The sequence below is a fragment of the Streptomyces durmitorensis genome (assembly GCF_023498005.1).
GTDB lineage: Bacteria > Actinomycetota > Actinomycetes > Streptomycetales > Streptomycetaceae > Streptomyces > Streptomyces durmitorensis.
Genome location: NZ_CP097289.1, coordinates 6,686,441 through 6,704,852 on the forward strand (window position 1 = coordinate 6,686,441; position 18,412 = coordinate 6,704,852).

At 66.0% G+C, this 18,412-nt stretch carries 19 protein-coding genes and 1 pseudogene; 8 read left to right on the top strand and 12 right to left on the bottom strand.

Going from position 1 to position 18,412, the window contains the following annotated elements; translation table 11 throughout:
* Nucleotides 1-73 precede the first annotated feature (73 nt).
* Together M4V62_RS29795 and M4V62_RS29800 are read right to left on the bottom strand one after the other, a co-directional pair.
* Nucleotides 74-709, bottom strand: coding sequence for a DUF305 domain-containing protein (locus tag M4V62_RS29795; RefSeq protein ID WP_249590268.1), 636 nt, complete (start codon nt 707-709; stop codon nt 74-76).
* Nucleotides 706-1,374 (bottom strand): thioredoxin-like domain-containing protein, encoded by a 669-nt coding sequence (locus tag M4V62_RS29800; RefSeq protein WP_249590269.1) that lies wholly within the window; start codon nt 1,372-1,374, stop codon nt 706-708. The genes M4V62_RS29795 and M4V62_RS29800 overlap by 4 nt, the downstream gene beginning before the upstream one ends.
* A 287-nt stretch (nt 1,375-1,661) precedes the next feature.
* On the opposite strand from M4V62_RS29800, the gene M4V62_RS29805 reads away from it, so the two are divergent.
* Nucleotides 1,662-3,023: a glutamine synthetase family protein gene (locus tag M4V62_RS29805; protein ID WP_160504710.1), complete on the top strand. Its 1,362-nt coding sequence runs from the start codon at nt 1,662-1,664 to the stop codon at nt 3,021-3,023.
* 291 nt (nt 3,024-3,314) lie between these two features.
* On the opposite strand, the gene M4V62_RS43630 is transcribed toward M4V62_RS29805, so the two are convergent.
* The 7 genes from M4V62_RS43630 to M4V62_RS29835 form a co-directional block, all read right to left on the bottom strand.
* The gene (locus M4V62_RS43630; RefSeq protein WP_283779116.1) at nt 3,315-3,443 is read right to left on the bottom strand and encodes a hypothetical protein; all 129 of its coding nucleotides are present in this window, start codon (nt 3,441-3,443) and stop codon (nt 3,315-3,317) included.
* Nucleotides 3,444-3,506: 63 nt separating this feature from the next.
* On the bottom strand, nt 3,507-3,812 hold the full coding sequence (locus tag M4V62_RS29810; RefSeq protein ID WP_249590270.1) for a hypothetical protein: 306 nt from the start codon (nt 3,810-3,812) through the stop codon (nt 3,507-3,509).
* Nucleotides 3,809-4,012: a toxin-antitoxin system HicB family antitoxin gene (locus tag M4V62_RS29815; RefSeq protein ID WP_249590271.1), complete on the bottom strand. Its 204-nt coding sequence runs from the start codon at nt 4,010-4,012 to the stop codon at nt 3,809-3,811. The genes M4V62_RS29810 and M4V62_RS29815 overlap by 4 nt, the downstream gene beginning before the upstream one ends.
* 253 nt (nt 4,013-4,265) lie before the next feature.
* Nucleotides 4,266-5,144 (bottom strand): toll/interleukin-1 receptor domain-containing protein, encoded by an 879-nt coding sequence (locus M4V62_RS43955; RefSeq protein ID WP_425574986.1) that lies wholly within the window; start codon nt 5,142-5,144, stop codon nt 4,266-4,268.
* A gap of 613 nt (nt 5,145-5,757) precedes the next feature.
* Nucleotides 5,758-6,060 (bottom strand): DUF7701 domain-containing protein, encoded by a 303-nt coding sequence (locus tag M4V62_RS43960; RefSeq protein WP_425574985.1) that lies wholly within the window; start codon nt 6,058-6,060, stop codon nt 5,758-5,760.
* Entirely contained in the window at nt 6,057-6,524 is a 468-nt protein-coding gene (locus M4V62_RS29830) for a RipA family octameric membrane protein (protein ID WP_430626883.1), read from the bottom strand. Before M4V62_RS29830 ends, M4V62_RS43960 begins: the two co-directional genes overlap by 4 nt.
* The gene (locus M4V62_RS29835) at nt 6,521-6,904 is read right to left on the bottom strand and encodes a TIR domain-containing protein (RefSeq protein ID WP_249590273.1); all 384 of its coding nucleotides are present in this window, start codon (nt 6,902-6,904) and stop codon (nt 6,521-6,523) included. The genes M4V62_RS29830 and M4V62_RS29835 overlap by 4 nt, the downstream gene beginning before the upstream one ends.
* Before the next feature lie 536 nt (nt 6,905-7,440).
* Between M4V62_RS29835 and M4V62_RS29840 the strand changes: the two genes are divergently transcribed.
* From M4V62_RS29840 to M4V62_RS29855, 5 genes and pseudogenes are all read left to right on the top strand, one after another.
* Nucleotides 7,441-9,222 (top strand): hypothetical protein, encoded by a 1,782-nt coding sequence (locus M4V62_RS29840; protein ID WP_249590274.1) that lies wholly within the window; start codon nt 7,441-7,443, stop codon nt 9,220-9,222.
* 189 nt (nt 9,223-9,411) lie between these two features.
* Nucleotides 9,412-9,687, top strand: a complete 276-nt coding sequence (locus M4V62_RS43965; RefSeq protein WP_425574983.1) for a zinc-ribbon domain-containing protein — start codon at nt 9,412-9,414, stop codon at nt 9,685-9,687.
* 395 nt (nt 9,688-10,082) lie between these two features.
* The gene (locus M4V62_RS29845) at nt 10,083-10,427 is read left to right on the top strand and encodes a DUF732 domain-containing protein (RefSeq protein WP_249590275.1); all 345 of its coding nucleotides are present in this window, start codon (nt 10,083-10,085) and stop codon (nt 10,425-10,427) included.
* Between the two features lie 381 nt (nt 10,428-10,808).
* The gene (locus tag M4V62_RS29850) at nt 10,809-11,405 is read left to right on the top strand and encodes a DUF1524 domain-containing protein (RefSeq protein ID WP_344646297.1); all 597 of its coding nucleotides are present in this window, start codon (nt 10,809-10,811) and stop codon (nt 11,403-11,405) included.
* 344 nt (nt 11,406-11,749) lie between these two features.
* Nucleotides 11,750-11,836: pseudogene (locus M4V62_RS29855) on the top strand (glutamine synthetase); the annotation flags it as partial.
* Nucleotides 11,837-11,961: 125 nt separating this feature from the next.
* On the opposite strand, the gene M4V62_RS29860 reads toward M4V62_RS29855, so the two are convergent.
* Both M4V62_RS29860 and M4V62_RS29865 read right to left on the bottom strand, forming a co-directional pair.
* On the bottom strand, nt 11,962-12,396 hold the full coding sequence (locus tag M4V62_RS29860; protein ID WP_249590277.1) for a VOC family protein: 435 nt from the start codon (nt 12,394-12,396) through the stop codon (nt 11,962-11,964).
* A gap of 120 nt (nt 12,397-12,516) precedes the next feature.
* Nucleotides 12,517-13,029 (bottom strand): pyridoxamine 5'-phosphate oxidase family protein, encoded by a 513-nt coding sequence (locus tag M4V62_RS29865; RefSeq protein ID WP_249590278.1) that lies wholly within the window; start codon nt 13,027-13,029, stop codon nt 12,517-12,519.
* Between the two features lie 119 nt (nt 13,030-13,148).
* Between M4V62_RS29865 and M4V62_RS29870 the strand changes: the two genes are divergently transcribed.
* Nucleotides 13,149-16,160, top strand: a complete 3,012-nt coding sequence (locus M4V62_RS29870) for a bifunctional [glutamine synthetase] adenylyltransferase/[glutamine synthetase]-adenylyl-L-tyrosine phosphorylase (protein ID WP_249590279.1) — start codon at nt 13,149-13,151, stop codon at nt 16,158-16,160.
* A 49-nt stretch (nt 16,161-16,209) separates the two neighbouring features.
* Here the strand turns inward: M4V62_RS29870 and M4V62_RS29875 are convergent, their stop codons facing one another.
* Nucleotides 16,210-16,812, bottom strand: coding sequence for a TetR/AcrR family transcriptional regulator (locus tag M4V62_RS29875; protein ID WP_249590280.1), 603 nt, complete (start codon nt 16,810-16,812; stop codon nt 16,210-16,212).
* A gap of 148 nt (nt 16,813-16,960) precedes the next feature.
* On the opposite strand from M4V62_RS29875, the gene M4V62_RS29880 reads away from it, so the two are divergent.
* Nucleotides 16,961-18,412, top strand: a complete 1,452-nt coding sequence (locus M4V62_RS29880; RefSeq protein ID WP_249590281.1) for an APC family permease — start codon at nt 16,961-16,963, stop codon at nt 18,410-18,412.

Genomic DNA, 18,412 nt, shown 5'->3' on the forward strand with positions numbered 1-18,412 from the left:
CGGACGGGCTGGATCCTCCAGCCCGTCCAGCCCGTCCAGCCCGTCCGGCCCGTCCGGCGGGCTACGGCTACGGCTACGGCTTCGCGCCCCGCGCCTTCAGCAGATCCACCATCAGCTCGATCTCCGACTCCTGAGAGTCCACCATCCCCTGCGCGAGCCGCCGCTCCACCTTCACCTCACACCGGTCCACACACCCCTCGGCCATGTGGATCCCGCCCTTGTGATGCTTGATCATCAGCTGGAGATACCGCACCTCGGCAGCCCGCCCACTCAGCTTCCCGAGATCCTTGAGCTCCGTATGGGTCGCCATCCCCGGCATGAGCGCACCGTCCTTGCCCGGCGGCAAGTCGCCCATGCCCATCCACTCCATCGGAGCACCCTCCGGCACCTTCGGCAGCTCCCACAGGTCGAGCCAGCCGAGCAGCATGCCCCGCTGGTTCGCCTGGGTCTGGGCGATGTCGTACGCGAGGCGCCTGATCTCCTCGTCCTTCGTGCCGTCGCGCACGATGTACGACATCTCCACGGCCTGCTGGTGGTGCGTCGCCATGTCCCGGGCGAAGCCCGCGTCGGCGGACTTCGTGGACGGTGCGGACGTGCCGGACGAGCCGTCCGTCGAGGCGACCGCGGCGGTGATCCCGCCGGCCGCGACGACCGCCGCCACGACACCCCCGACGATCCAGCCGGTACGCCGGGAGGGTGCCTGCCTCACTGGCCCTTGCCACCCGTGCAGGCGGCCCCCGGCTCAGGGGTCTGCTTGCCCTGTACGTACGTGGAGAAGAAGGAGCCGACCTTCGGGTCGGACGCGCCGGTCACCGTGCGCTGGTGGCCCCAGGCCGACAGCATGATCGGGTCCTTCTGGTCCTTGACCGGGCTCATCAGCGAGTACGGCGTCTGCTTGACCTTCTGCTCCAGCTTCTTCAGGTCCGCGTCCTTCGCCTTGTCGTTGTACGTCACCCAGACAGCGCCGTGCTCCAGGGAGTGCACGGCGTTGCGCTCGGGGAGCTCGTCCTTGTAGACGTCGCCGTTGCAGTTCATCCACACCTGGTCGTGGTCGCCGCCGACCGGCGGGGTCATCGCGTAGCTGACGTCCTTGGTGACGTGCGTACGGCCCAGCTGCTTGGCGTCCCAGACCTTCTCGCCGTCCGCGGTCGTCTTGAACTTCGGCGCGGACTTCCCGTCGGAGGCGACCTTGTCGGAGTCGTCGTCGGCCTTCTGGAAGAGGACGACACCGCCCACGGCGAGCGCGGCGACCACCACGGCGCTCAGGGTGATCGTGATGATGCGGCCACGGCGATCGCGTGCGCGCTCGGCCTTGCGCATCTCCTCTATCCGGGCCTTGCGGGATGCGGTGCTCGTGTTCTTGGCGGAACCCATGATGTGTCCTTCGGCGAAACGGCGGAAAGGGCGGGACGCGCGTGACGGAACAGGGTGGAGCGGTTCGCTGATCGTAATGGGCGAGGCTTTCAGGCTGTAGGGGCAGTCCGAGCCGCCCGCTGTTACGGCCGCGCCGATCAGCAGGCACTATGGGCACAGGGCGGCACATGGCCCGCAACGCGCTCGAAACCGTGTGGTGGGATGCTCATGTGCCCCGATGTGTCCCAAGGCTCGAGAGCAGCACGGACGCAGACGGCCTGACCAGCAAGGATGGGTGGAAGCGGAAGATGGACAAGCAGCAGGAATTCGTGCTCCGGACACTGGAGGAGCGCGACATCCGGTTCGTACGCCTGTGGTTCACGGATGTCCTCGGCTTCCTGAAATCAGTCGCGGTGGCTCCTGCCGAGCTGGAGCAGGCCTTCGACGAAGGCATCGGGTTCGACGGCTCGGCGATCGAGGGATTCGCCCGGGTGTACGAGTCGGACATGATCGCCAAGCCGGACCCGTCGACCTTCCAGGTGCTGCCCTGGCGCGCGGAGGCCCCCGGCACCGCCCGTATGTTCTGCGACATCCTCATGCCGGACGGCTCCCCGTCCTTCGCGGACCCGCGTTACGTCCTGAAGCGGGCCCTGGCGAAGACCTCCGACCTCGGGTTCACCTTCTACACCCACCCCGAGATCGAGTTCTTCCTCCTGAAGGACAAGCCGCTGGACGGCTCGCGGCCCACCCCCGCCGACAACTCCGGCTACTTCGACCACACCCCGCAGAACGTGGGCATGGACTTCCGCCGTCAGGCCATCACCATGCTCGAATCCATGGGCATCTCGGTCGAGTTCAGCCACCACGAGGGTGCGCCGGGCCAGCAGGAGATCGACCTCCGTTACGCGGACGCGCTCTCCACGGCCGACAACATCATGACGTTCCGTCTGGTCATGAAGCAGGTGGCGCTGGAGCAGGGGGTCAACGCGACCTTCATGCCGAAGCCGTTCTCCGAGCACCCGGGCTCGGGCATGCACACGCACCTCTCCCTCTTCGAGGGCGACCGCAACGCCTTCTACGAGTCGGGCTCCGAGTACCAGCTCTCGAAGGTCGGCCGCTCCTTCATCGCGGGCCTCCTGAAGCACGCCGCCGAGATCTCCGCGGTCACCAACCAGTGGGTGAACTCCTACAAGCGCATCTGGGGCGGCTCGGAGCGCACGGCGGGCGCGGGGGGCGAGGCACCCTCGTACATCTGCTGGGGCCACAACAACCGCTCCGCGCTGATCCGCGTCCCGATGTACAAGCCCGGCAAGACCGGCTCGGCACGGGTCGAGGTCCGCTCGATCGACTCGGGCGCGAACCCGTACCTGACGTACGCGGTCCTGCTCGCCGCGGGCCTCAAGGGCATCGAGGAGGGCTACGAGCTCCCGCCGGGCGCCGACGACGACGTGTGGGCCCTGAGCGACGCGGAACGCCGCGCGATGGGCATCGAGCCGCTGCCGCAGAACCTGGGCGAGGCGATTGCGCTGATGGAGCGCAGCGAGCTCGTGGCCGAGACCCTGGGTGAGCACGTGTACGACTTCTTCCTCCGGAACAAGAAGCAGGAGTGGGAGGAGTACCGCAGCGAGGTCACGGCCTTCGAGCTGAGGAAGAACCTTCCGGTGCTGTAAGCGCAGGTCAGATGGTTTCTTAGCGGTTTTACCGAGAGGGCCCACGGTCATTGACCGTGGGCCCTCTCGCGTATCCATCTAGGCCTGGGCCGTCTGTGGGCCGTCTAGCGCTGGATCGAGCTACCAGACCGGACCTCACTGGGCTTGGTGCCCTCCTTGGTCTGTTTGGGAGGGGAGCGGCTCGTCGGCTCATAATCGGCGGCCGGTCGCTGTCGATGGCCAGGAGGTGACCTGGCAGCGCAGACGGCGCGTCACGTAGGGCAGGTAGAGGCACAGATCAGGTTGCAGGCGTCAGAGATCAAGGCGTACGAGTTCCATCCCGTCGCGGCGGTGGACGGCCTCACCATTCCCCGCCTCGCACGCCGCATCCGAGCAGCTGCGGTTGCGCGCGATGAAGGCGCCGTGGCGTATCTCGAGCACGGCCTCCAACCTGAGCTATGAGCGTTCGAGATGAGGTGCTGGCGACCGGCACCCACAGAGCCGTTACAGCCCCAGAACGGAGCGCACGGCCTGCTCGATGCGAGCCATGGCCTCTTGGCCCACTTCACCCAGCAGCTTGGCGTTCTCGAAGCGCCGAGCCGCGTATTGGGTGACGTTTACCGGCACCGCGACCGCTCGCACGGGGTCTGCGATCGGCACGGATACGAGGGTGTCGGGGTAGGCGCCGGCCGGGTGCAGGAGCAAGCAGACGGCGGCCTGGAACTTCGTGTTCACCTCGTCGATGGAGAGCACGACTGCGGTACGCGTGCTGTCGCCAACCGGGATCTCCCAGACTGTGCCGCGCTTCAACGGATGTCCCCCGCTGGGTCGTCGTCGCCGGTGTCGACAAGGAGAACGCCCTCGCTGTCCACAGCGGCCAGCGCTTCGCGCAGGGTCTGATCTCGTAGCGTTCGGACCATGTAGGCGTTCAGCGACAGCCCGGCGTCGGCCGCTGCCTTCCGAACCTCTGCGTCCAGATCATCTGGTATGCGCACGGTGAATACACTCATGCCACCACTGTAGTAGTGGCCCTCCGCACCGGGAAGGGGCTATCGCTGGCGTAGTCGGGTGCCGGTCGGCGCGCGCAAGACCTCTTCCTGTGGCCGCGCCCGGATGTCGCCCCGCATGCCTGGTGCGGATGAGACACGAGCGAATGACCCAACGCGGTGGTGTTGTCGTCAGCGTGGGCGTGGGCGGCCATCATGAGGGGTGCGACGGCGAGGGCAGCCAATCGCTGCGTAGAGTTCATGCCACGGTGAACATTTATGATTGATTAGGCCTATTCGCCACATCGCGATACGTCAAGCTCTGCGATCGCATGTGTTCGTGAATTACCTCAATGAGTTGACTCTTACGCAGTCGCTGCGTTTGTTCAATCCCGAGTTCCGAGGCGATTTCCTGTAATTCAGCCAAAACCATCCTCGAAAAAGGGCTGTCTGTGCGCGGGTACCCTTCGACCTTAATCGTTCGATCTTCCCCCTCGACTCGAATCAATCGATCCTCGGATGGGATCTGGATGTACCTTCTGGATTCGCGCTCGTCGAACATGAACCGCATTTCGTCACTCAGATAGGCAATCCGCCTTTCTTGCTGGCGAACCAGAACAAGCAACTCCTCTAGCATGTCGCCACTCGCCCGAGCGGGGTGTTTGGCCTTACTTACATCTCGGATTTTCTTCAACTGTTCCTCAAGGTCAGGCCAGTTGCGTTCGAATGCCCTCTCAAGACGATCATCAGTGATACGCGAATCCCCCAGCGCGACATTAACGTCCTTCATTAGTTGATGAACGTCTTCCTTCAGCGCGCTATCTGTGGCTTGAAACTGAGACAAGGGGCCTGTCAGTTCAGCGATCTTAATGTCTAGCAAAAGAGGGACAACGAAAGATTCGCCCATTTGCTTAGATAGCGCACCGGCCTCGAAATTGACCCATTGGGACGCTTGGTTCTCTGCAGTTACACACACGATCCCGAAATTAGATTCAGCAAGCTCATCCGCAACATCATTGAGCCCCCTACTCCCCTTAGTGATGTCTTGAGAAGAGATCCAAGGCTGAACAGCCTGCAGGACATCAGGAATCCACGTCTTCAGAGCTTCCGCCATCTTCTTCGAACGCTCACCAGACCAACTAAGAAAAACCTTCATTTCACTCCTCTATATACCAGGACCCCTAGCGGATCAAGCGTCGATGCTACAGCGAATCAGCCACCTCCACGGGCGAATGCGGGATGTCTTAGCACCGCGGACCGCCCGTGTATCTACTCAGGTGGCGACGGTGGCCTCTGGAACCGCCTCAGGACGTAAGTTCGATGCGCTGCTCGTTTCACGGGCGTCCGCTGATATCCGTTGAGGTCGGGCAAGTCTTTTGATCAGGCACGCGATCCAACCGGCAGACGCCACCGGAACATGATCGGACAACTTGTAATGCGCAGGTCACGTTGGTACGGCGTTGTGAGCGGCAGAGCAGGGGTGGGAGGCGGCGGCATAGGCATATGCCGTCTGGATCGAACGGGGCATCATTCACGTTACAGAGCGGGTAGGTGGCGGGTAGCTACCCCCGCCGCTTCGTCTGCGCTTCTACGAGCTTGATGGGGACACGAGGAAGAGACCCGGACGGAGTGTCCGGGTCTCGTTTCCAGATCCTCGGATCTCCAGAGGGAATCCCGCAACAGACGCCGCACGGCAAACCTCGTCGGCCCCATCGGCATGGGCAGTCCCACATCGGGTAATTCGCGGAGGCTCCGGGTGCCCGCTTCATCTATCCGTCTGTATTGCGGCCCGGCCAGCGAGCTGCTGCACGGATAGCCTCCGCGTACGGAGCATCGAAAGCGCGCGTCTCAGCGGTGAGATCATGAAAAGGAAGCAGTGCCTCGTGAGTGCTGTCCACTGACTGCATCCAGGCGGACCAGGCGTTGTGGACGTCTTCGTCGGTGACCTGCTCCCCCTTGGCCAGCAGTAGCACGGCGTAGATACGGAAGAGGTCACCAGAGTCCGCAGGAGGCTCAGCGTCCGGAGGGAGACAGGATCGGATCAGGTTGGCGAGGGGATCAAGATAGGTCACACGGTCAGTGTGCCCGCGAACAGGATCAGGTGCACCACAACGAACACCAGGGGGACGACACGTTCGGACGTGCCCAACTCGGCGTAACGCTTGCGCCAGTGCGGAATCGGATCGCTCTTCAATACCTCCCACTCATCAGCGAAAATCTTGACAGGCAGGCGTTCCTCAAGTTTGTTGATCACCTTGAATTTGGCCGTGTTTAGGTCCCGGTAACTGCGAAGTTGCATCCACCAGGCGGCAGATAGGGTGAGGCCAGCCGAAGCCACAGCCAATGCCACCCACCAAGGAGACTCGGAAAGCTTCGGAATCCCGAAGCCGACCAGGGTGACGAGTGCGGTCTGCACTGACAGGAAGAAGGCGTTGGCAGTGCCTCGCCGCGCGGAGACACGATCGGCCATCTCCACGGCGAGTTTGTAGAGGTCGAGCACCTCCGGCGGCGGGTCCGGTGCGGAAGGCGCTATCACCGCGCCCCGCCTACGAGGAGCTTGAGATTTTTCCAGGTCCAGTCGTAGACCTTGTCCGTGGCCTTCGCCGTTGTTGGCTTCTTACCGGTCTTGCCGCTGTACCCGTTCAGAAGGAAGTATTCGATTTCCTCTTCCTGGGCGACCTCGAGCTCGATACCCACTCCGACAGCCTTGTCCGTGTGTTCACCGCAGATGACGATGACGATGTCCGACGCTCGGATCCTGTTACGGGCCTTGGCCTTCCAGTCGGGGGATGCTTCCTTGATCGACCAGTCGTGGACCTCGAAGGGGGAGTCGGGATTTTTGGCTTGCCCGATCAGGAAGTCCTTCAATGTCTTGTCGTAATCGTAGTCGAAACTAACGAATACGCGCTTCGGCATGCCGCTCCTTACTTCCAGTGTCTTCGCGCATCATAGAGGGAACTGCTGACATCCGTCCCGGGCTCACAGAAATGCGGCTCGCGCGGACTGTCGGAGTATGGATCCGACGTTGGACGACGGGCCGCGGACCGTCACCCGACCGCATGGTCCAACACGTTGCGGTCGGCCGCTCAGCAGTCGGTAGACCGTTGCATACACAGGCGGGATCGGCCTGGACAGATGCCTGGGCAGCTCCTTTACTACGCATCGACCGTGACCACGTCGCCAGTGAGGCCCGCAGTGGTATCCAGCACCGCGACCACGCCCAGCACGAGCACACCGACTACCGCCTAGAGCCGAGACGGTGATGTCCTCTCGCGTTGGTGAGCAACAACGTCGCCCCGGAAAACGTGGCCTTGTTCCTACGCACAAAGCGTCCTACGCCCCTACTTCAAGCGCCTTAGCTTAGGACCGAATGAGAGCGCAGGAGGATTGACTGCGGCCCGCAGCCGGACAATGCACATAATGATGAAGGTAGTGCTTCGGGGGGAGCAAGAATGGATCTGCTTATGGTGGGTGCCTCATTCACTGTCGTTGCACTGTTCGTCGGCTATGTCATACGGCGGGTGATGCGAGGCTCGTCCGCCGCTGAACCAGAGCAACAGAAGTCGGGCATGACCTCGAACACGTTTCAGCAGAACACGGGCCGGGGGGAGGCGCAGGAGACAGAAATAATTGCCCAGCTACTTGAGGGGCTTATGCAGGCTGCGGCGCCGCCCAGAAGTCGACGTAGGATTGGGATGCCATGGCGACGCATGCTTTCCGATATCTGGAGAAGGGGAACACCTGAAGCTGCCCCGGCATTAGATGATGTTTCGGCGGCCTTCGATATACGCTTCTTATTTGAAGCATCAAAGAAATTGCACGGGTATCTGTTGCATCGATGGTATGCCCGCTACCTCAATTCAGTCGTCAGGAACATGCAACGACTTGTGGACTATCGGGCGGTAGGTCGAAATACCGCCCCCTCGCCAGAAACCGATTATTCCGTGCTCTTCGATGGAGATGCCCTAGATCTCGAAGAGATGTCCTATATCGTCGGATTCTACTTCTACATCCTGGCAGGCCATAAAAAGGCAAACTACTACCTAATGAACGAGGGGGTGGGGGAGGTTAAGCGAGTACTTTATCTTCGCAGCTTTGACTATCAGGCAGCAGCACAGCTCGCTGGAGACGTGGCGATAGGCTACGGGAACGGCGACGCTATTCGTTTCACCTGGAAGCTTCCGGATTGCCTAGCTGGCAGTGCCGAAATATTCAAAGCGTTAAGCCCAGAGGACCTGCATTGGGAGACTGTTGCCGCCCAGATACACTTCAATGGAGACTTCTCGGTAATCATCCGTCTCGCAGGAACGCCGATCCGCTCTATATTCCTTAATGCGCATGAATGGAAGAATGACATCGCGCAGCTGGTCGACCGGATGGATTACTTCGTAATCTATATTTCCTCGATCAATGAAAGCGTGCTTTGGGAGATCGATTTACTCCGGCGTAAAGGGCGCACACAGCACACGACGATCGTCATCGATGCCGGTGCCGTAGCTCGAACGTCAGTGCCGGTCGCGATGCAGAAGATTATCGATCAACAATACTCGGACAATGTGCTGTGGCGGAAGCCTGAGCAGGCCCGCACACTGGGAGTGCAAGAGCTACACGATCGATTGGCGCTGGAATTTCTCGTAGTGTCACCGCAAGAGTTCGAGGAGTCCAGCGAAGAGCAGAAGCGCCGGATCATGGAATCAGAGGAATCGGCCGGGCGCCGGCACGACCGCGAGCCAATTCCATTTCGTTTCTACCCAGCAGTAGACCCCAGCGAGCTGCAAGGGATACGTGAAGTTGACGCTGTATTGGGCGAGCTTATTCATCAGGTCGTGGCTTCGAAGACCCTGACGAACCTCCCCTGGTTTTTGATTCAAGTGCAGCTGAAGGTATTCACCACACTGATGCTGGGTGATCACGAAGAGACTGGCCGCGCTCTCGCTGTCTACGCAGCAGTGATCGATGTGGTCCGAAGTCGCATTGCCGAGGGAACGCGCCGTCGTGACCATCTCACGAGGAAGGGGCGGATGCTGTTTGATGAACGACTGACCGAGCACTTCAGGATGGCGGAGTATGTATCCTGGACTCTGCTCTCATTCGGCCAGAGTCACGAGTTCGGGGACTACCGTGCACGGGCCACTGCCGTGTACGAGGAGGAGTTCGCTGCCGCGTCGGCGGCTGTGCAGGACTTCTACGCGAAGGCCGACCGGTGCGGGCCTCGAAGGCGAACAGCTGCATGAAGATTTCGACGCCGTAGTTCTGGGGCCTCCTTGTCCGCAGGGCGTGTGCGAGAGCAGAATTCCACTCTTTGTCGTTGAAGTGTTTCGCCGCACCGTACCCCCTATTCAGCCTTGGAATTCAGCCGGAATGGGCTCAGTAGCATGAGTCCCTAGTTCGTGAACTAGGGGGGAGACGTGGCAATACGCTGCATGCTGTGTGAGACCCACCCAGCAGTCTTCGCGGAGATACGGGCTGTTGAACCCGCCTCAGTCGATCGAGGTTCCCTCAGCCCTGGCAGTGGCTGCACAGTGCTCTGGGAGTGCAACCTATGCGGTCATCGGCGGCGCGGTCGCGTGGTGGACCGAACGAAAGCGGGCGGGCGAGGCTGCTCAACATGCCGACGAGTAGCGTCGCAGGAGGTCTGGAAGAAGCAGCCTGCGGGCAATCCCTCCGTGACCGCTTCCCGGCCGTTGCGGCAGAGCTGATCGCAGTGGACGGCCAACCAGGACGCAAGCATGACGGCCCAGGGATTCTGCCGTCAGGTCGGCATGCGGGCGCGCGTCAGTGCCGGCCGCGAGCTCCTGTCGGGCCTGCTCGCGCATGATGGCGTCGATGCGCTAACGGCTACTCCAGCATCCGCCGCAGTGGACGTACACCACGTTGCCTTCACCGATGCCCTTCTCGATCAGCCAGTCCGGGGCCGGTGGTTCGCGCTGATTGCCGCGGGTCCGCTCGGCTTCGCGTCGCTCTGCCTCTGTGATCGCTCCGTCGAGCCGCTAGACCCACATGGCGTGCCTCGTCACCCAGCGCGCGCCGCGCCCGCACGGGGCAGATGATGGCCTGACCAGCGCTTCGGCACACACGACGAAGGAAGCTCGCCATGGCTCTCAGACCGTTCGGACTGGGGGTAGGCGCCTTGGTGCTACTAGCTGGCGGGACCACTACCGCCTGCGGCGGCGACAGTGAGCCCACATCACCGCAGCAGCAGGAGAACCAGGACTTTCTCGACGTCCTGGAGCAGCAGGACGTGCTGTCAACGAAGACCGACAAGGGCCTGATCCAGCTCGGTCGCTCCGTGTGTAAGAACAGCGACGCGTTCAATTCGGAGCTCTCCTACCTTGCTGTCGCCGAGCTACAGGGCCAAGACCCGTCCCTCGACCAGGAGGAGGCCGAGAGGGTCATGCAGGCGGCCATCAAGACGTTTTGCCCCGGACGGGAAGGCTAGGCACGGTTAGACGGCGCCAGCGTCGAGCTGCGGATGCCGAACCGTCCGCTTCACGGCCATCCCCACCTCATGCCGCGGCTGCCCGGTCGCCTCTGCGTGCGCCGTCACGGCCGCTTGGAACGCCTCGGCCGCCTCAGCTCAGTGGCGCCACTGCGCCGCGTACTCCTCGCCGTCGAGGCCCGCGAGGCCTGCTGCCTCCTCGGCGGACCGTTTCAGCTTGATCAACTCATCAGTGATGTCTGCCACGAACGGATCTTAAGCTCGGCTCAGCGCCGATCCGACTCACCGCTCGCGCGGGTGACGCGAACGCATACACGGCACGTCGACCCACGCCAGCTCGCTACGAAGATCACGACCAGTTCGCGGTCTTCGAGGAGCCCCGTGCCCGCCATCGCCCGCACAGCCATCCTGCTCGCCACCACTCTCACCCTCCCCCTCCAGGCCACAGCCCACGCCGCCCCCACCGCACCCGTGGCTGGGGAGACCATCACCCAGCCACTCCATACCGCACTGAAGGCCCTCACGATCAAGGGCGAGGGCCGCAGCGGCTACCAACGTGAGAGCTTCAAGCACTGGGTCGACGCCGACAAGGACGGCTGTTCCACCCGGCACGAAGTCCTGCTCGCCGAAGCACTCACCGACCCCGAGCGGGGAGCGAAGCGCAAGCTCACCGGGGGGCGTTGGTACTCCGAGTACGACGACCAGTACATCGACGGGCCGTCCGGGCTCGACATTGATCACCGGATCCCGCTGGCCGAAGCCTGGGATTCCGGCGCCAAGGAATGGACTGCGGCATGGCGGCAGGAGTACGCCAACGACCGCGGCGACGAACGGGCGTTGATCGCCGTCACGGCGAAGTCCAACCGCAGCAAGTCCGATCCCCTCAACCTGGATGCCGCCGGCCGAAGGCAACCGGTGCGAGTACGCCCAATGGGTTGCTATCAAGACCCGTTGGAAGCTTGCCATCGACCCGAGTGAGGAGGCTGCCCTCGCCGAGAACTCGACGCGCTGCCCGAACACCCCGGTCAGGCTGCAGCTCGCCCGGTAGCTCGATCTCGGCAGAGAGCCCCTGCCTCGAACTCGGCGCGCTTGGCCCCGAGAGGCGTTGTGCCCGCCGCCTGGGCCCACCGACGAATACGCGCAGCACGGGGCACTCGCCGAGGCCTTGCTCGATGTAGTCAGCCGAGCTTCGTGAGCCGGGCCGTCTGTGGGCCGTCAAAAGGCGGCCCGCAGTGGCCGACAACGACCAACGATGACTGTGAAATCCCTGCTCTTCGGGGGGCCGGCTTGTGTTGTCGGAGGCCGTCATGAGAGCAGGTCAGTTCCTCCGGAACAAGAAGCAGGAGTGGGAGGAGTACCGCAGCGAGGTCACGGCGTTCGAGCTGAGGAAGAACCTGCCGGTGCTGTAAAGCTGCCGCTAGGGGCGCGGGGAACTGCGCGAGCAACCACGAAAAAGCCGCAGACGCATCTGCCGAGCAACTCGGCAAACGCGTCTGCGGCTTTTCGCGCGCTGGGCGCGCAGTTCCCCGCGCCCCTACGGGGCGCTGACGATCGCCGCCCGCAGAGGAGTCGTCCCGCGGACGCGATACTCCTGGATGGCCCAGCCATTGCCGTCCGGGTCCTTGAAGTACATGAACGTGCCGCCGTCCTGCGGCGCATGCGCCACCGGCTCCGAGATCTCCAGGCCGCGCGCGGTCAGCTCCGCGTGCGCGGCCTTCGCGTCGGCGACGCACAGCTGGAGGCCCTGGTAGGAGCCGGGGGCCGGGGTGGGGCCGTCCATCGTGTCCCAGAGGGTGTCGGCCAGGGCGATGGAACAGCCGGACCCCGGCGGGGTCAGCTGGACGATGCGCATGCCCGGCATGACCTCCTGGTCGATGTCCACGTGGAAGCCGAGCTTGTCGCGGTAGAACTCCATGGCCCGGTCGACGTCGCTGACGGGGAGCGGGATCACCTCGAGTGTGTATTCCATGGGCCGAGTACATCAGGGCGAGGGGGCCCTGTCAGCGCTCCGCCACACCCCGTCCGAGGGCTCCGGAAAGTGGAGTTGAAGCCTCCTGCGCGTGCGGCAGGCACCGGCCCTTCGGCCGCCTCACGCGAAGCGCCAGCGCGTCTGGCTGAACGGCTCGCCCTTGCCGAAGCCGAAGGCGGTACGAGGGGCCACCTCGAAGACGTACGCGTGGCCCGGACCGTGGTGGAAGCAGCCGTCCTGCACCTCGTAGTGCCAGAAGCTGCCGTACTTCTCCTCCCACGCCGCCGCCAGGCGCCGCAGCCTGTCCTCCTCGGTGATCCGGACCGCGGAGCCCTCGACGACCAGGTCGTAACCCTTGTCCCAGAGGTTGACGCCCGTGGTCAGCACGACCTCGGGGTTGGCCGCCACGTTCCGTGCCTTGCGCTCCTCGGGGCCCGTGCAGAAGTGCAGCGCGCCGTCCAGCCAGACCGCGGGCAGCGGTGTGACGTGCGGGCGCCCGTCGGGGCGCACGGACGAGATCCAGAAGAGCTCGGCCGCCTTGAGCTGCCGCACGGCGTCGGACCAGGGGGTCGCGGCTGCCCCCGCGCTGCTGTACCGGGTGTCCAGTTCCGCACGGGGTTCCTTGCTCGGCATGTTCCGTCTCCTGACGCCGTCACCTAATGCTTCCGTCCAAGTACGGACTCCGCACGCGGGCAGAACTCATCGGTCAGGCCGTAGGCTCGGGCCAGGAGTGATCGAATGGAGGCGCGGGGATGACGGTGCCGCAAGGGCGCAGAAGCAGTACGTTCACGCGGCTGCTGCGGCATGGCTTCACCGATCCGTCCGCCGCTGAGCGGCTGCTCGGGGCTCCCGAACTGTCCGCGGTGCGGACCGACCCGGTGCTGCTCGACGCCCTGGGCGCCGCCGCCGACCCCGACCTGGCCCTCCTCGGCCTCGTACGCCTGGTCGAGGGGCAGCCCGACGACACCGGCCGCCGGGAGCTGCTGGACACCCTGGTCAGCGCCAAGCCGCTGCGTGACCGGCTGCTCGGGGTGCTCGGCGCCTCCGAGGCGCTCGCCGACCACCTGGCCCGGCACCCCCGCGACTGGCGGGCCCTGGTCACGTACGAGCTGGCCGACCTGCACCCCGGCGTCGAGGAGTTCGAGCGCGGCCTCGCCGACGCCACCGACCCGGTCTCGCTCCGCGTCTCCTACCGCCGCTGCCTGCTCGCCATAGCGGCCCGTGACGTCTGCGGCACGACGGACGTGGCCGAGGCCGCGGCCGAGCTCGCTGACCTGGCGACGGCGACCCTGCGTGCCGCGCTCGCCATGGCCGAGGCCGCCGCCCCCGACGACGCCGCGCGGTGCAGACTCGCGGTCATCGCGATGGGCAAGTGCGGTGGCCACGAGCTGAATTACGTGTCGGACGTCGACGTCATCTTCGTCGGTGAACCCGCAGAGGGCACAGGCGGCACGGACGCCGCCGACGAGGGCAAGGCCATCCAGGCCGCCACCCGCCTCGCCTCGCACATGATGCGGATCTGCTCGGAGACCACGGTCGAGGGCACCATCTGGCCGGTCGACGCCAACCTCCGCCCGGAAGGCCGCAACGGCCCGCTGGTGCGCACCCTCAGCAGCCACCTCGCCTACTACCAGCGCTGGGCCAAGACCTGGGAGTTCCAGGCGCTGCTCAAGGCCCGCCCGGTGGCCGGGGACCTGGCTCTCGGCGAGGAGTACGTCAGCACGCTCGCGCCCCTGGTCTGGCACGCGGCCGAGCGCGACAACTTCGTTCCCGACGTGCAGAAGATGCGCCGCCGGGTCGTGGAGAACATCCCGGCGGGCGAGGTCGACCGCGAGCTGAAGCTGGGCCCCGGCGGCCTGCGGGACGTCGAATTCGCCGTACAGCTCCTGCAGTTGGTGCACGGCCGCGGCGACACGTCGATCCGCAGCGGCTCGACCCTGGCGGCCCTGGAGGCGCTCGCGGCCGGCGGGTACGTGGGGCGCGTGGACGCCGTCCAGCTCGACGACGCCTACCGCTTCCTGCGCTCCCTGGAGCACCGCATCCAGCTCTTCAAGATGCGGCGCACCCATCTGATCCCGGAGGACGACGCGGACCTGCGGCGCATCGGCCGCTCCCTGGGCATGCGCACGGAGCCGATCACCGAGCTGAACCGCGCGTGGAAGCGGCACACCTCGGTCGTGCGCCGTCTGCACGAGAAGCTCTTCTACCGCCCGCTCCTGGACGCCGTGGCCCAACTCGCCCCCGTCGAGACCCGGTTGAGCACGGACGCGGCCCGCGAACGTCTGGTGGCCCTCGGCTACCACGACCCCGCGGCCGCCCTGCGCCACCTGGAGGCGCTCGCGTCGGGCGTCACCCGCAAGGCGGCGATCCAGCGCACCCTGCTCCCCGTGCTCCTCGGCTGGTTCGCGGACTCGGCGGACCCCGACGCGGGCCTCCTGAACTTCCGCAAGGTGTCCGACGCGCTGGGCAAGACCCCCTGGTATCTGAGGCTCCTGCGCGACGAGGGCGCGGCGGCCGAGAACCTGGCCCGCGTCCTGTCCGCGGGCCGCCTGGCCCCCGACCTCCTCCTGCGCGCCCCCGAAGCGGTGGCCCTGCTCGGCGACCAGCGTGGCCTGGACCCGCGCGACCACGCGCACCTGGAGCAGGAGGTCCTGGCCGCGGTGGGCCGCGCGGACGGCGCCGAGAAGGCGGTGACCGCGGCGCGCGGCGTCCGCCGCCGCGAGCTGTTCCGCACGACGGCGGCCGACATCATCGGCTCGTACGGCACGGAGGAGAGCCCCGCCGCCGAGGATCCCGGCGCCCTCCTGGACCGGGTGGGCAGCGCGGTCTCCGACCTGACGGCGGCGACGATCGCGGGGACGCTGCGCGCGGTGGTCCGCGAAGGCTGGGGCGACACGCTGCCGGTGCGGTTCTCCGTGATCGGCATGGGCCGCTTCGGCGGCCACGAACTGAGCTACGGCTCGGACGCCGACGTCCTCTTCGTCCACGAGCCGCGCGAGGGCGTGGGCGACCACGAGGCCGCGAAGGCGGCGGCCCAGGTCGTCTCGGAGATGCGCCGGCTCCTGCAACTCCCCAGCAGCGACCCGCCGTTGCTGATCGACGCGGATCTGCGCCCGGAGGGCAAGAGCGGACCACTGGTGCGGACCCTCGCCTCGTACGAGGCCTACTACCGCCGCTGGTCACTGGTCTGGGAGTCCCAGGCGCTGCTGCGTGCCGAACCGGTCGCCGGTGACGCCGAGTTGGGCCGCGCCTTCATCGACCTGATCGACCCGTTGCGCTATCCGGCGGAGGGCCTCGGCGAGGACGCGGTCCGCGAGATCCGCCGTCTGAAGGCCCGCATGGAGGCCGAACGCATGCCGCGCGGCGCCGACCCCACCCTCCACACCAAGCTGGGCCGCGGCGGTCTCTCGGACGTCGAATGGACCGTCCAGCTCATGCAGTTGAGCCACGGCTGGGTCGAGCCGGGCCTGCGCACCACCCGCACCCGGGAGGCCCTCGCGGCGGCCTGTGCGGCCGAGCTGATCCCGACCGAGGACGCGGCGATCCTGGACGAGGCGTGGGTCCTCGCCGCGCGGGTGCGCAACGCGGTGATGCTGGTGCGGGGCCGGGCGGGCGACACGTTCCCGTCGGACGGCCGCGAACTGGCCGCGGTGGGGCGCTACTTGGGCTACGACCCCGGGCACGTCGGGGACATGCTGGACGACTACCGACGGGTCACGCGCAGGGCGCGGGCCGTGATGGAGGAGCGGTTCTACGGGGCGTAGAAGGCCGTGGGCTCCGCAGAGAAGCCCCCGCCGCAGCCCCGCAGCGGTTCTAGAGCATGGTCCGCGCGTGCGCCAGGAACCCCGCGAGCGCCAGCTCGAAGGCGCGGTCGGCGCGCCCCCGTGGCGCCGCGTCAAGGGCCCGTGCGAGCGCGGGCGTCGACGTCTCGTCCGGCAGCTCCCACATGGCCTCGGGCGCGGCCAGGTCGAGCGCGGAGCCGAGCACCAGGTTCTCCAGGGCGATGATCACCGGCATGACGTCCGTGAGCGCGAACCCCGCGTCGATGAGCAGCGTCACCGCGCACTCGTACTGCTCAAGTACGCGCGGGGCGCGCACCGGTGAGGTCATGAGGAGCGGGATGACCTTGGGGTGGGCCGCGAAGGCGGCACGGTAGGAGCGGGCCCAGCCGGACAGGGATGCGTCCCAGGGGCGTCGCGGGTCGAGGGTGCTGGTGTCGATCGCCTCGCTCACCCGCTCGCGGAGCAGCTCCACGATGCCGTCGCGGCCGTCCACGTGGTGGTAGACGGAGCCGGTCTGCGCGCCGAGGCGCTTGGCGATCTGCGGGACGCTGAAGTCGCCCTTCTCGTCGATGAGGGCGAGCGCGGTCGTAGTGATGCGGTCCCTGTCGAGCAGGGGGGTGCGCGGCCGTCCCATGTCTTCGATCTCCTCGCGATCTCTTCCCGTAAGCCCAACGAGAGGTTACATTGCGCAAACCGAAAGCCTTTAGGTTTATGGCTTCCTGCGGCCGGTCCCCGCCGTCGGAAGCCCTTGCCCCGCCTGTCGTCGAAGGGCTTCTCCCCGCATGTCCACAACCACCCAGGGCCCGGCCGCCGAGGCCGGTCCCACGCTCCGCAGTGGCTCACTCGGCACCGCCGACATCGCCTTCTTCGTCGTCTCGGCCGCCGCCCCGCTCACCGTCATGGCGGGCGTCGCCCCCATCGCCATCTCCCTGGGCGGCATCGGCGCACCCGTCGGCTACCTGCTCGCCGGGATCACGCTCGCCGTCTTCGCCGTCGGTTTCACCGCGATGAGCCGCCACGTCCGCAGTGGCGGCGCCTTCTACGCGTACATCACGCGCGGCCTCGGCCGCCCCGCCGGCATCGCCGCCGCGCTGCTCGCCATGCTGGGCTACAACGGCATGGAGATCGGCGTCTACGGACTCCTGGGCACCGCCACGCAGGACACCGCCCACGCCCTGTTCGGCGCGGACATCCCCTGGCTTCCGGTGTCGCTCGCCGGGCTGCTGCTCATCTGGTACGCCGGATACCGCTCGATCGACTTCGGCGCGAAGCTGCTCGGTGTGCTGCTCGTCGCAGAGACCGGGATCCTGGTGCTGCTCGCGGGTGGCGTCCTGATCAAGGGAGGGTCGGGGGAGGGCCTGAGCCTGGACGGCTTCGCCCCGGGACACGTCCTCGTCCCCGGCACGGCCGCCGTGCTCGCGTTCGCCTTCGCGGCGTTCACCGGATTCGAGTCGACCGTCATCTACCGCCGTGAGGCGCGGAATCCGGACCGGACGGTGCCGCGCGCGACGTACATCGCGGTGGCGTTCCTCGGACTCTTCTACGCCTTCGTCGTCTGGACGGTGATCCAGGCCTTCGGCGACGATGCGGTGGTGAAGGCCGCGGGCTCGGACCCGGCGGGCCTCTTCTTCTCGGCCATCACCACCTATGTGGGCGGCTGGGCCGCCGACTTGATGCACGTGCTGATCGTGACGAGCGTGCTGGCGTCGCTGCTGGCCTTCCACAACGCGATCAACCGGTACGCGCTCGGGCTCTCGGAGGAAGGGGTGCTGCCGAAGGCCCTCGGCAGGGTGCACGGGAAGCATCGGTCTCCCTACCTGGCGGGGGCGGCGCAGACGGTTCTCGGGGCGGTGGTGGTCGTCGCCTTCGCCGCGGCGGGCGCGGATCCCTACGCGCAGCTGCTGCTGTGGGTCAACACCCCCGGGATGATCGGCCTGTTGGCGCTTCAGCTGATCGCGGCGATCGCTGTTCCCTTCTACTTCCGGCGGATCAGCCATGGGGAGGGTGTGCTGCGGACGGTGGTGGCGCCGGGGGTGGCGACGGTGCTGCTGAGCGCGGCGCTTGTCCTGGTCGCCACGCACATCGACGTCTTCACCGGGGCGAGCCCCTTCGTGAACACGATCCTGGTCGGGGTCGCCCCCGCGGTGTTCGTCCTGGGCCTGGCCCTCGCGATGCGGCTGCGCCGCAGCCGTCCGGAGGTGTACGAGGGCTTCGCCGCGGAGCCGCCGGGCTGA

Excerpts from the sequence above, each read along its gene's own strand:
- M4V62_RS29800 (WP_249590269.1), bottom strand. The coding sequence starts at position 1,374 with ATGGGTTCCGCCAAGAACACGAGCACCGCATCCCGCAAGGCCCGGATA.
- M4V62_RS29805 (WP_160504710.1), top strand. The coding sequence starts at position 1,662 with ATGGACAAGCAGCAGGAATTCGTGCTCCGGACACTGGAGGAGCGCGAC.
- M4V62_RS29815 (WP_249590271.1), bottom strand. The coding sequence starts at position 4,012 with ATGAGTGTATTCACCGTGCGCATACCAGATGATCTGGACGCAGAGGTT.
- M4V62_RS43955 (WP_425574986.1), bottom strand. The coding sequence starts at position 5,144 with ATGAAGGTTTTTCTTAGTTGGTCTGGTGAGCGTTCGAAGAAGATGGCG.
- M4V62_RS29835 (WP_249590273.1), bottom strand. The coding sequence starts at position 6,904 with ATGCCGAAGCGCGTATTCGTTAGTTTCGACTACGATTACGACAAGACA.
- M4V62_RS29840 (WP_249590274.1), top strand. The coding sequence starts at position 7,441 with ATGGATCTGCTTATGGTGGGTGCCTCATTCACTGTCGTTGCACTGTTC.
- M4V62_RS43965 (WP_425574983.1), top strand. The coding sequence starts at position 9,412 with ATGCTGTGTGAGACCCACCCAGCAGTCTTCGCGGAGATACGGGCTGTT.
- M4V62_RS29845 (WP_249590275.1), top strand. The coding sequence starts at position 10,083 with ATGGCTCTCAGACCGTTCGGACTGGGGGTAGGCGCCTTGGTGCTACTA.
- M4V62_RS29860 (WP_249590277.1), bottom strand. The coding sequence starts at position 12,396 with ATGGAATACACACTCGAGGTGATCCCGCTCCCCGTCAGCGACGTCGAC.
- M4V62_RS29865 (WP_249590278.1), bottom strand. The coding sequence starts at position 13,029 with ATGCCGAGCAAGGAACCCCGTGCGGAACTGGACACCCGGTACAGCAGC.
- M4V62_RS29870 (WP_249590279.1), top strand. The coding sequence starts at position 13,149 with ATGACGGTGCCGCAAGGGCGCAGAAGCAGTACGTTCACGCGGCTGCTG.
- M4V62_RS29875 (WP_249590280.1), bottom strand. The coding sequence starts at position 16,812 with ATGGGACGGCCGCGCACCCCCCTGCTCGACAGGGACCGCATCACTACG.
- M4V62_RS29880 (WP_249590281.1), top strand. The coding sequence starts at position 16,961 with ATGTCCACAACCACCCAGGGCCCGGCCGCCGAGGCCGGTCCCACGCTC.